The sequence below is a fragment of the Vibrio sp. 2-1-2a genome (assembly GCF_032648565.1).
GTDB classification, from domain to species: Bacteria; Pseudomonadota; Gammaproteobacteria; order Enterobacterales; family Vibrionaceae; genus Vibrio; species Vibrio diabolicus.
On sequence record NZ_WBOH01000014.1, the window covers coordinates 1 to 12,889 of the forward strand.

General features: G+C 42.7%; 7 protein-coding genes and 1 riboswitch. Of the genes, 2 read left to right on the top strand and 5 right to left on the bottom strand.

The window, feature by feature from the left end; all coding sequences use genetic code 11:
- Positions 1-571 precede the first annotated feature (571 nt).
- Entirely contained in the window at positions 572-1,027 is a 456-nt protein-coding gene (locus F7Y48_RS21735; RefSeq protein ID WP_046874612.1) for an RNA-binding protein, read from the top strand.
- Here the strand turns inward: F7Y48_RS21735 and murI are convergent.
- From murI to btuB, 3 genes are read right to left on the bottom strand one after another with little or no spacing between them, the layout of a single operon-like run.
- Positions 990-1,793: a glutamate racemase gene (murI, locus tag F7Y48_RS21740; protein WP_301610514.1), complete on the bottom strand. Its 804-nt coding sequence runs from the start codon at positions 1,791-1,793 to the stop codon at positions 990-992. The two genes, F7Y48_RS21735 and murI, sit on opposite strands and share 38 nt — an antisense overlap.
- A gap of 40 nt (positions 1,794-1,833) precedes the next feature.
- Positions 1,834-2,517 (bottom strand): adenine nucleotide alpha hydrolase, encoded by a 684-nt coding sequence (locus F7Y48_RS21745; protein ID WP_258507801.1) that lies wholly within the window; start codon positions 2,515-2,517, stop codon positions 1,834-1,836.
- A gap of 60 nt (positions 2,518-2,577) precedes the next feature.
- Complete coding sequence (gene btuB / locus F7Y48_RS21750) at positions 2,578-4,413, bottom strand: TonB-dependent vitamin B12 receptor (protein WP_258507802.1); 1,836 nt, start codon at positions 4,411-4,413, stop codon at positions 2,578-2,580.
- Between the two features lie 55 nt (positions 4,414-4,468).
- A riboswitch (cobalamin riboswitch) is annotated at positions 4,469-4,669 on the bottom strand.
- 184 nt (positions 4,670-4,853) lie between these two features.
- Between btuB and trmA the strand changes: the two genes are divergently transcribed.
- Positions 4,854-5,963: a tRNA (uridine(54)-C5)-methyltransferase TrmA gene (trmA, locus tag F7Y48_RS21755; RefSeq protein WP_316685382.1), complete on the top strand. Its 1,110-nt coding sequence runs from the start codon at positions 4,854-4,856 to the stop codon at positions 5,961-5,963.
- 376 nt (positions 5,964-6,339) lie between these two features.
- Here the strand turns inward: trmA and F7Y48_RS21760 are convergent, their stop codons facing one another.
- Positions 6,340-11,835, bottom strand: coding sequence for a DEAD/DEAH box helicase (locus tag F7Y48_RS21760; protein WP_316685383.1), 5,496 nt, complete (start codon positions 11,833-11,835; stop codon positions 6,340-6,342).
- A gap of 10 nt (positions 11,836-11,845) precedes the next feature.
- Positions 11,846-12,886: a hypothetical protein gene (locus F7Y48_RS21765; protein WP_213906812.1), complete on the bottom strand. Its 1,041-nt coding sequence runs from the start codon at positions 12,884-12,886 to the stop codon at positions 11,846-11,848.
- Positions 12,887-12,889: the final 3 nt, after the last annotated feature.

The window sequence follows — 12,889 nt, forward strand, 5'->3', positions numbered from 1 at the left end:
ATCAAACTCTTCAATTTAAGATTTTGTTCGGCTCAATGAATACTGAACATTACATAAAGTAATGTTTGAATTGACTGTGCTGAATCTTTCGATTCAATGGTCACTTCGTTTCATTGAAACCTAAATTGTTTCCGAAGAAACTATTTGGATTATCATCAACGAGTGCCCACACAGATTGATAGGTTTATATTTTTAAAGAGCTTTTCTAACTTATCCAGCAACTTAGTTGCTCGTCGTTAGGGGTGCGTATCTTACTCCGCACCGTGAGAGAGTCAAGCATTTTTTCAAATTTCTTTTTCTCTCACTTCCGATTCGCTGTGTGACTTTCGTCTCACTCCGTGTCGGTGGATGCGCAGTATAGGGAGTTGAGAAATTAGTACAAGCGTTTTTTGCAAAAAAACTTTCAACAGGTCATTAGTTAGCCAAAAGCGTGATATTTGCATATTTCTTCGTCACATTTGAGACATATCACAGCAATTGGTTGGAAAAACACCAACCATATACGTAAGATTCATGTGTCTATTCTGTTAATGGACAATCGATCTCTTTATCACTATGTGTAGTAATTAAAATGACGTCTAAAAAAAATCTGATTTTATGTGCTGGGCTGGCCGTCGTTGGGGGAATCGTCTTCTCTCAAGTCACCATCCCACCAGCCTTGAGTTTTCTCATTGGTGTTATCGCTACTGCTTTTTTATTTTCATTTTCTAGCCAGACACCTTCTATTCAATCAACAGACTCGGATCCATCAACTAAAACTCTGTATGTCGGCAACCTTCCTTATAAGGCCAATGAGAGTCACGTTCGCGATTTGTTTGCTGAATATGGACAGGTCTATGCAGTACGCTTAATGAAAGATAAGCGCACTGGAAAAAGAAGAGGGTTTGGTTTTGTCGTGATGGCTGCGGCAGATGCCAAGCCAGCTATCGATAAACTTAATGAAAAGGAATATATGGAGAGAACGCTAAAAGTGAGAATTGCGAACGATCCTAAACACCCGGATGGTGGTAAACCAGAACAGGATTAAAACCTAGCTTCTTTAAACAAATGTTCAGTGCATCTTCCTGCCAAGGAGTTGCACTGGCATAAATCGACTTACTTCCCTCTTCCGTATCCTCAATTTCATCACTTAATAGTAATGCTTTTACTCGACGTGCAATGGCTGCACCCGAATCAATTAAAGTAACGTCCCCACCCAAAGCTTGATGAATTTCCTCTTTGATTAAAGGGAAGTGAGTACAACCGAGCACCGCAACGTCTACTTTATCGCGAAGCGGAAGCAGGATTTTTGTCAGTTCGTCTAGAGAAACGCTGTTGCCTCGCAACTTCTCTTCGGCCATATCCACCAAGCGAGTTGATCCCAACAGCTCAACTGGTTTGCCTTGCGCAAAGTCTCGTATTAACTCTTGAGTATATTGGCGTGTTACTGTCGCCGGAGTGGCGATCAGCCCCACCCCTTTTGATGCCAAAAGCGATGCGGGTTTAATCGCTGGGACAACACCAACAACGGGAATCGATAGATTTTCACGTAAGGAAGGAAGCACTATGGTGCTTGCCGTATTACAAGCAATGACAACAATGTCGACTTGGTGTTCTTCGACTAATGAAGAGACCAGTTGGTTAACTCGTGAAATGAGTACCGCCTGATCGAGTTCACCATAAGGGTAAGCCTGATTATCGAATAAGTATAAGTAGTCAAGCTGCGGCAATAGGCGATGTATCTCTTGGAATACAGAAAGACCACCAACACCGGAGTCAAAAACTAGGACTTTTTTCTTACTTGCTACTCGCACGAGCCTTACCTAAAGAACAGAAACGTTGCGATCATACTGCTTAGATTTGTTTTGGCAATGCTTTAGCATGGTATCTTTGATGGCTGAATCTATCTCCAGATTCTACATCTCGCTTCGTTAGATCGATATGCCCTTGAAAAGACGGCGAAGACGTGACCAATGTGTGAAATTCACCATTTTCCCCACAGGGATCAATTTGACTTGGTAATGACTCTATTAGGGCTTTGTCATACCAGCGACCACACCATTCTGGAGGGAGAACACTTCCGTCGATGGTGATCAACATCGTTTGAATACCACGCTCTATGATTTCCATCGCTAGTTTGTCGCTGCTCTCCCCTAATAGCGGAAAGACGCACTCCCAGCCAGCAGGTTCAATATAGCTGCGTCGGTACTCGGCAATGCCATTGCAAAACATATCGCCAAATGCGACAGCTTCTATATTCAGACCACTACTTTGTAATACATTAACGATGGTCGATTGATAAATGTCGTTACTCGGAAAGACTTCAGGTAGCTCGATAGTAATGAGCGGAAGCGCAAGTAAGTCTGCTTGCATTTGTACAACCTCAAGCGGAGTTGCTTGGAAAGGGACTTCTTTCCCTACGTAAGTCGTGTACAAACCGACAACTTGATAATTTGGATTCTCGTTAAGGCGCTCAAGCGTTAATGTCGAATCTTTGCCACTGGACCAACTGATCACCACTTGCTTAGGTTTCGTCATTCGATTTTCCATCACAAAAATATTAAAAACCGCCCGAAGGCGGTTTGTGTTCATTCACGATTAGAATTCGTAGCCAACGTTTAGATAGTACGCTCGCTCCGCGGCAGGGTAACCTTTTGCCATCTCATACTCTTTATCAAATAGATTATCGATACGAGCGCTAATAGAGGTCGACTCATTCGGATAGTAAGTCACAGCCGTATCAACCAACGAGTAAGAAGAAAGCGTGATATCTTGTGAAGGCCAAGTGCTGTAATCCACATCTGGACGCTTACCTACATACTGATAGCTAACCGACCAGTCCACTTTATCGAAGCTCACTAAAGCGTTCCACTTATACATTTCTTTAGCGCGGCGCTGCAATTGATGCCCTTTATCGTCTTCAGCATCTTTGTAATCCGCACTCAACTGGTGCTGCACAATCCCTGTATCAAACTCAGCAACAAGCTCCACACCTTGGATATGTGTTTCACCATCGACATTCAAATATTTGTATGTGGTTGGATGGTAATCGATAAGATTCGTGATTTTATAGTCATAACCCGTTACGGACCAAAAAACGCCTTGGACATCACCGCTGAATGCTAGCTCCCAAGCATCTGACTCTTCCGGCTTCAGATCTTTCTCACCGTATGTTGGGTCATACTGTTGATATAGGTTTGGAGCCTTAAACGCAGTACCAAAAGAAGCTTTAACCCCAAACTCTGGCACAAACTGGTAACCAGCCGCTAAGCTGTAAGTGAACTCACTACCGTATTCTTCGTTATCATCCAAGCGAGCACTGCCCTCAAGCATTGCTTTATCAATGCTAGTGGTTGCCATACCAAACAGAGCGCCATTGGTACGATCAAACGTTTTATTCGCACTCTTGTCTTTATAAGATTCGTTGCGCCAATCAATACCACCAGCAAACGTCGTATTGTTGTTTAGCAAGTAACTGTTGGTCCACTGGACATTTTGCTGCTCAAGTTCATCTTCAGTACCTGAGTGTTTGCCTTTTGCTTGCTCATAGTTCCAAGACTTCTGTTTCTGTGCCGTTACTTGTAGTTCTGACATCACATTATCAGACTGATACTTACCGCCCAGAGTGGCAGAAAGGTCGTCTTTTTCTGCTTCGTAATAACCGCGACTGCCGTAGCTGCTGTCATATTGATAAACATTTTCGTAAGCACGTAGGTTACCAAATACAGACCACTGGTCATTGAAGTTATGCACGTAACCTAGCAGACCATTCTTTGTATCAAAGCCATGGCGGTCGCCGTCATTAACTCCCGGTACAGGACGAACGTTATAACCATCATCACTTTCACTACCAAGCGCGATATTCAGTTGGCCGCTCTCTGTGACTTTAATGCCAGATGCCACACTCAATTCTTGGTAATCTAAGCTACCTAAACCAGCGCTTAACTTCGTTCCTTCTTCGTCAGCACGCGCAATGGTGATGATATTGATCACGCCACCAATCGCTTCTGAACCATAAAGTGACGCACGCGCACCACGCACGTACTCAATCCGTTGAACGTAAGTAAGTGGGATTTGGTTAAAGTCCACAGCGCCCTTCGCTGCACGCGCAAAACGTACGCCATCAACCAGTACTAGAACTTGGTCGGAACTGGTACCACGAACAAATAAAGACGCTAACTGACCACGACCACCATTTTGTGAAACTTGAATCCCCGTAAGACGGCGCAACACATCTGGTAGGGTTTTCGCTTGAATGCGATCAATGTCTTGTCGAGTAACCACTTCGACATCTGCCAACGTACGGCTTTCGGCTTGCTCAAAACGGTTTGCAGTAACAACGATGGTTTCGTCAGTGGAGGTTTCTTGGGCCTGTAGATAAGAGACAGGTGAAAGCAGCGATGCCAAAGTGATCGCCAGTGCGGATTTTCTCATTGTATTGTCCTAAATCGCGTAATTCCTTCCGAGCCCTGTCATCATGACAGTCCAGTGCTGTGGCTCAGTTGTTGGCAGGTATTCGGACTCAAGAGCACGGGTGTACCGCCTACTTGCTCGACTTCCCACATAAACTAATGCAGTGTCTGATGAGCGTTCGTTCTCTTTTACCGCTGCGCGTCAGTTCTGGATTCACACCAGATTCCCATTTCAGCCATCTAGATTGCTAGATAGCACCAACTTGAGGCAAATATTATTCAGCTATTGATTATTTGTCCAGCCAATATTGCCCTTACAAGTTGTAACGTTTTGATTGATTTTGCTTTCTACTCTGTCTGTACGCACTATCTTTAAATCAATTCCAGTACAAAACTGGACATCCTATTGAGATTGAATAAAATCTGCGCTCTTAAATTGAATGCACTATAAAAGGTAAGATCATGGCTACTCTTGATGTAAACCCACAACGCTACCAAGAACAACTGGCTGAAAAAGTCGAACGTCTCACGGATATGTTCGCGCCATACAACATGCCAGAACTGGAAGTGTTTGAATCACCAGAGCAGCACTACCGCATGCGTGCTGAGTTCCGTGTTTGGCATGAAGGCGAAGATCTTTACTACATCATGTTCAACCAAGAAACTCGTGAGAAGTACCGTGTTGACCAATTCCCTGCAGCAAGCCGTCTGATCAACGACCTGATGCCGCTATTGGTTGAAGCGATGAAAGACAACGACTCACTACGTCGTAAACTGTTCCAAGTAGATTTCCTATCGACGCTAAGTGGTGAGATTCTGGTTTCACTCCTTTACCATCGCCAACTTGATGAAGAGTGGATTGAAAACGCGAAAGCCCTTAAACAGCGTTTAAATGATGAAGGCTTCAATCTAAACATCATTGGTCGTGCTCGTAAGATGAAGATTGTCCTAGACCGCGACTACGTTATCGAGAAGCTCGATGTAAATGGTCAAAGCTACATCTACCAACAAGTAGAGAACAGCTTCACTCAGCCGAACGGCAAAGTCGCAGAGAAGATGCTGGAATGGGCGGTCGACTGTACCCAAGAAAGCACTGGTGACCTACTAGAACTTTACTGTGGTAACGGTAACTTCTCGCTGGCCTTGGCACAGAATTTCGACCGCGTCCTGGCAACTGAGCTAGCTAAACCATCGGTGGTATCTGCACAGTACAACATCGCTGCCAATAAGATTGATAACGTACAAATCTTACGTCTATCAGCAGAGGAATTTACTCAAGCGATCGAAGGTAAGCGTGAATTCCGTCGTCTACAAGATGCAGGTGTGGATCTGAAGAGCTACAACTGCAACACGATTTTTGTCGATCCACCACGTGCTGGGATGGATGCCGATACTTGTAAAATGGTGCAAGGTTACGAGCGCATCATGTACATCTCTTGTAACCCTGAGACTCTAAAAGAGAACTTGGACATTCTATGCGAAACACACAACGTGACGCGTTTTGCTCTGTTTGACCAATTCCCTTATACCCACCATATGGAAGCGGGCGTGCTATTGGAGCGCATCAAATAAGGGATCTCACTGTTTTTTTATTGTAGAGAAATCGCCACGGGTACGGCTTAGGGTACGGGGATATTTCAATAGTAGCAAAGACGCTTTAGTATCTAGCTTGCAATGTTGGGGACAATAAAGCTCTCAATCAATTAGTCGTTACAAGGTAAAATACAAAGGCTTCTGATAACATGGAAATACAAACCAGAAACCATATGAAACTGCCACCCCATTGGAATAGCTGCTCTGACAAAAAAGTTATATCTTGATGAATTATAGAAAAGAGGATGCTATTCGCACCCTCTTTTCTTTTTATAACTTTTATCTAGTTTTATGCGTAGATCTCAACCCAAGATAACTGGTGACTACTAGAATGAAGTAATCTTCCCAATTTCCATTAGCGATTGAATCTAGAACTCACGCGTAAATGCATCTCTGGCTGATTCGATTTAAGCAAATATTCATTAATCAACATTGAATCCGGCTCAACTTGACAAGCATGTGAGAGGAACTCCCTATCAATTAATCCAGGAAAACAGCCCAGTGACAGCTTTTGATGATCATAAGAAACGATAACTGGACTCTTTTCAGTGTTACCCATTGTACATTTATAGCCATCTAGCTCTAGTAAAGAACATAGCTGAGACAACTGTCTAGCTTGCTCACTAAAATGAGCACTTTGAGGTATCTCGCCATAGATTGCATAACGCAATAATGATGCCCCTAAATATCTATCTAGCCTCGTTTGTAGGTGTTGATTGTGGAAGTGGTTTAAACAATCTGTACAAGAAGAATCACACTCGCAACCTTCGAGAAGCTCCAAAGTCGTGGACAGGATTTCATCTAAATTGTTAGCAGCGATTTCCGCATACCCCGCACCTCCCGATAACGTATCGTAAAGAAACAGATCGACTAAACGATCTTCTCCTTGAAGGGCAGGCACAACTCTGAAGCCAGCCCCAAACTCTGCAGGGTCGACATCTAACTGTCTATGTCTACTAGCAGCAAGACGAAGAGCTTCAGCTATTGTATGCATTGAGTCTTCTAGAATATGTAATGAAATGCTATCAGAAGTATCTGTAATCAAGGGAGCCGATATCTTAAACCTTATCAAAAGCAAATCTGTCGTAAAGTTATGCCCTAAGAAAACCCTTTTAAATTCACCAGCACATTTTTGTGGCGTTCCTTTAGAGTGTAGCGCTTTGTACGGTCGCTCATGCTCACCACTAAAATTAGAACGTTCATCAAAAACCGAAGCTGCTCCGCAGTCTTCACACACGGAAAATCCACCTAGTTCATTGTCTTTTTTCCCACGGTTAACAGTGACAAGTCGTTGACCAATTTCATGTGTATAGCTAGCGTTTGGACCACAAGGTTTAAAAACAAAATCCTGCTCATTGACCGGTTGAGGGAACTGAGCCATCGTAGCAAAAGTAATCTCCTGTTCCCTATCTTCTTCCGGGAGATATCTAGCTTTTTCTGGCCCAAACACTTCTGGCTGGATCATGGTTTCTTCCCTGAGATTCCCCGAACAAACTGGGCAAATGAGTTGTGTATCCTGCGTTATATAAGGATCTCGTACAAAAGAGCAGTCCTCACAATAAACCAGGGTCTTAGCTTCCTCAAATAGAGGCCGGGCTCGGTTAACCTCATATGGAGGCATATCGGCAAAAACACCTCCGGATCGATACGTTTTTTTATCTATAACTATTAGCCTTCCAGGAGCGTACTCACTGAGAGCTTTTGAAATGGCTTGTTGAGGTTTTTGAACCGTTTTAACTTTCCAGGTACCTTTTTGTTTCTCCAAAACTTCTACTAAAAAGCTACTCAAACTAGTGGGGAATGCATAGCTTGGAAGTAAGTCATGAAAAAATAAGAAGTCTAAGAGTTCTTCTTGCTCTAACTCATCAACAACCTCATTATCAGTCGCTATTTCATCCTTATCTACATCAATGACTTGAGGGATATCTTTACCTAAGCATTTCAGCTTTTCTATAAAAGCTGTCACTGTATTCAGCAGCCACTGCTCTAGATTATGCGGCCCCGTTGATAAAGATGTCGGTAGCCAATTAAGGATGGATTTACGTAAGTTACCGTCTTCCGCTAGCACTTTAACGGATACCCATTGCTCAAACGCTAGTAAACTAAGCTCACTATCCATACTGCCAAAGAAAAAGTCTCGAGTTTTACCTAAAGCTTTCTCTAATACAGAAGTCTCATCACTCGGTTTTTTATGAGAAAAATCAATATTTTCATGGAAGAATGTTTGTATTAAATACGAATGGACGTGCCTCGTAGCAATTCTTGCATTATCAACTTTTACTTCAGGGGTCCTAGGTGGCCCAGCAACAATATTATGCGGATTAAGGAAGTAGTGACTATCATGCGGTCCATTCTGACAATAGGTGATAACCGTAGAGACGGACGATCCTCTTCGTCCTGCTCGACCAGCCCTTTGCTGATAGTTCTCACGCTGAGGTGGAACATTACGCAACGATACTGCTGTGAGAGAACCAATATCTACACCTACTTCCATAGTAGTCGTACAGCTTAAAACATCGATGGGTCTACTATCAGCATCAATCAAAACATCTTGAAACCTAAGTTCATAAAGCTCTGTGGTTGAGTGAACACTGCTTCTATCTCTATTTGATAACTGTGCTGTATGCTCTTCTACGGAGAGAGTTGAAAGTCGAGTTTTATTAACTAATGCGTCTTCAACCGGGGCTCTCCAAAAACCCTTCCTAGCGTTAATATAAGTATCACTGCGTGGATCGAGTGCTATCGCTGTATTACTTCCACATGAAACACATATATCTTCCTTTAGAACTATTGGCATTAAAGAAGTACAATCTGCACACTGATACCAAATGTGTTCCATATCTATATATACAACTAGAGAGTTAGGCGACAAAAAATATGTATTACCTTGCTCTAGAGTCAACTGATCCCTGAAAACACTCTCGACCTCTTCAATTGTATTATCACACCAAGAAAGCCTTTGCGTTAAGCTATCACGAAATGCCCTTTCAAAACGTCCACGACTCCCCCAGGTTGGTTTATAGTAGCTTGCAGCTTTGTAACGCAAATGTGAATCGATAGAAGAATCGAAAGCAAAAGCTCTTAGTTGAGAGTCAATCCAAGCAACTGAAAGAGCTGAGACATCGCTATCCGATAAACCAAGCCCTTTGCTTTTAAAATTATTAACCAATCGCTTAAACTTTGCTTTACTTGGCTCAACGAAGCCAACGGTGGTACCGGCTAAAGAGTAGTAAGTACCACACAGAAGTTTGAGCAATGCTACTTTATAACGACTAGGTGGCGGCTCAGAAGGCTCAAAATTATCCTCTAGAGCCTCTTCAAGGTCTCCATCGTAGTCACGGCTAAACTCATTTCTTGCAGCAATAAGCTTTAAGGCATCCGAGCCATCAAACATTTGTAAATCATGCTCAGAGAGAACCGACAAAAACGCTAGGTAAAGGCTATTATTAGGCCTAGGCTCTTTAGAGCATTCTCTCAACCGAACACACGCTAATGCTATCGCTTGACGAAAAACATCCAACTCTATATCTCTAGGTATATCACGAGCTAGTCGCGCTGCTTTTTGTCTGCCATCTGAAAATATTAGTACTTTTCGGCCACCATTGGGATGTTTGGCATCAGCAGTTCTATTAGGGGCCTGATTGGACATTTGTGTTCTGACTAACGCAGTAAATGGAGCCTCACCTTTCGTAACATGATCCATGATCTTTGAGCTTTCACCGTTTGACAGACTGGTATTACGCATACAAACGGGACACTCATCAAATAGCAGAGGCTCACCTGTCGCTAGTCGATCTGGAATAAATACTTTTCGGTAACCATTGAGGTCTAGTGGACAAGTATCAATAAGCTTGCCACTAGACATATGTAACCACATTTCTCTATAACGTCCACGTGGATGAACTTTATCCTCAACCAATATATCTATAGGGACTAAATCCAGTGCGCCATTTTCAGTTAGGGGGCCATTTGCTTCATGCCATAGAAAGTTCAAGTCAGAACTCACAAAACCTCTAAGAAATGCAGCACCACAGTCTCGATGAGTAAACAATTCATAAACTCGAGATTTACCTAAACAATCACACTGTCTCCGCGATTTAGTATGTAGACGTCCTAAGATAGGGGAGTCCTGAGTTCCTAAGCGCGCAGAACAACTAGGATCAACACATGCATGGAGACCAGGTAAACCTCGGTGAAACAAGTGCAGTCGTGTCGGTAGTAGTACCCTTCCGTCAGAAAGTCTTTTGGCATAACAGCCCAAAGCAAGCAACGTATCGGTAGCTCTAGGCGATATTTCTTCTGATATCCCTGGGAAGAGTTGCTCACTCAGTTCATCCAATCGAACAGCTTTTCCTGACACAATAGACACTAAGCTTTCCAATGGACCAAACCCTGTCAAGTTACTAAATAACCAATCCTTGGTTTTTTCAGGGCAATCTCCAGGTGGAGTTGACCACCCCAACTGCACAGCTAGGTTAGTCAATGCTATTGAAGCATTTTTCAGGTCATTGGCTATGCCTTGAAAGGCATTCAAATCGAACTCAGCGAGTACATTTGCAATTGAGGAATCACAGAACTGTGTCACCGTTCTCTCTTCAGCAGTTCCTTGGATAATTTCAAATTTACGGGAAGATGAGCTAGATAAACCTGTTAGATCACACGCAAATTGAACACCATCTTCGACAGTCCCCAAACTTGCACTAGTCAAAATACATCTCATACGTTCACGAGGAATGTCTAAGCGAGCACACAGACGTCTTATGAGGAGCGCAACCTCTGCTCCCCCAGTGCCTCGATACATATGGGCTTCATCAATGACCAAAATAAATTCATTTCGCAAATCATTCTTTAGCCACTCACGCGTTTGTTCGAAAATATCTCGCTCTATTGGGCGCATTAGCATGTATTCGAGCATAGAGTAGTTGGTAATGAGCAGTTCAGGACACTCAGTCTGGATTTCATGACGAGTCATTAGTTCTCTATCAGAAGCTTGGGTAATTAGACGTTCATGCCAGTTTTTTCTCGAATACTGCTTACCTTTCTTAACACCTTTCTCATAAGTTTTCTGCTCAATAAGTTCTGCACCATAAAAACCACTCAGATCCTTACTAGGCCAACGGCCGATTTTTTCTAACTGAGTTTTTATAACCGACTCACCACCCACTTTATTATAAAAGTTCTCAAAAAGTGGCTTTATGAACTGCTCATCTTTAGTTGCAGTACGGCTGCCTGGATATGGCGTTCTACCTGTATAACTACCGAACCGGATAGGCTTTGTTCTCTTATTTTTCAATATTTCGGATGCACGGGGATCACCAAACATCCTGCGAATCCGCGATAACTGATCATTAACGAGCGCATTCATGGGGTATAGTAGCATCGCGCGACAGCCAGGTAGATTGGCTGATTCAGGTCTTTCCTCTCCTTCAAGAGCTAAATTACCTATGATTGGCATTAAAAAACTTTCTGTTTTACCAGAACCAGTACCAGTTGCTACTACTATGTCTGCCCTATCCTTTCCGAAAAAAGAGGTAAGTGCTTGAGATTGGTGTTCATATGGTCGAGGGTACAAACCAACACCTATTTGGGATAGCTCTGTTAACGTCTCGGAAACGGGGGCTGGGATATCAAGTTCTGAATACGACCTTCCAACTTTATAAACCTGTGTAGCTTCCACGTAAGGAGATTGAACTATTGTGGGTTCTTGGTCTAGTAATAAGCTTCTTTCTTCAACGAGCGACTCATTACGAATATGATACTGAGCCTCAATATACTGTTTTAGGCTTCGCTTTAAATTAGCCACGGTTTCATGAACACTACTAGCTACTTTTTGATTTGCCAAACTATCCATCTATTTATCCTTATTCTACTAAGACCAACACTATACGAAGCCTATCGAGTACTTCTCTGATAATCGGAACTACCTCTACTGGAAACTCATAGTAAGTAGCTTTGTCGTATTCTCCCTTTTCAACCGGAACCCGCCAGCCAAGGTTTTGAATTATTGACTCTTCTATAGGTAATGGTCTAACTATCTGCATACGAATTAAGTTCCGAGAAACGTATTTCGCACTTATACAGACCGGCCTACCATCCTCAGCATCACGATAAAAGCGGTATCTCCTAGCTTCTTGGCTCGTTATTGAGCAAGCTCTTTCTAAACGACCAGCAATCAACTCACCAAAGAAGTATAAGAAACAAGCAGAACCACGCATTCTGCATATAGATAAACTATTAATGCTCACAGGCAAGTCATCGAAATCAACCCACCTTCCTTTCAGATAAACTTGCACTTGCCTTGAATCATATACAGATTCCACTAAATTTTTTGATGCCTTATGCTGAAGGGAATTTGCCCAATGACTTAGGCTTTGATGATTAAATTGAACCCACTTATCGATGTCCCAGAGTTCAATCTCGCCTTCACACGCTTGTTGATTAACAAGCCTTAAACTGCCAACTGTGGATACTACTGAACGAAGAGAGTTAGGCAAAATAGTGGTTGGACCACCACCTAAGAGCAAGGCATGTTCATCACCACAACGGATTGCATGTATGGGGGGGATTGTCCATTGCCCCCCGCTGGATTTATGCAAGTCACCTAGTCTATGTAGACAATCCGCTAGCTTTAATACATCTATTTGGTTGTTACTTTTTCTATTTGTTGAATGACCATACTCAAAAAGAAATTTCAGTTTATCTTTGACTATTCTTGTTAACTGTATTGTGGATACTGGCCCTTTATAGAAATCACCCTCAGAACCGTGAGAATAAAAAAAGAGCATAGATCTCAGGCATTCTGAGATTATAGAGATCTCCCTACCTCTATCAGCCAGTGGGCAATTAATTTGGCGAGCTAGAAAATCTAATGTGGCATTTTTTGACAATGAGGATAACTTCATAAA

Coding starts and splice junctions, on each gene's coding strand:
- F7Y48_RS21735 (WP_046874612.1), top strand. CDS start 572: ATGACGTCTAAAAAAAATCTGATTTTATGTGCTGGGCTGGCCGTCGTT.
- F7Y48_RS21745 (WP_258507801.1), bottom strand. CDS start 2,517: ATGACGAAACCTAAGCAAGTGGTGATCAGTTGGTCCAGTGGCAAAGAT.
- btuB (WP_258507802.1), bottom strand. CDS start 4,413: ATGAGAAAATCCGCACTGGCGATCACTTTGGCATCGCTGCTTTCACCT.
- trmA (WP_316685382.1), top strand. CDS start 4,854: ATGGCTACTCTTGATGTAAACCCACAACGCTACCAAGAACAACTGGCT.
- F7Y48_RS21760 (WP_316685383.1), bottom strand. CDS start 11,835: ATGGATAGTTTGGCAAATCAAAAAGTAGCTAGTAGTGTTCATGAAACC.
- F7Y48_RS21765 (WP_213906812.1), bottom strand. CDS start 12,886: ATGAAGTTATCCTCATTGTCAAAAAATGCCACATTAGATTTTCTAGCT.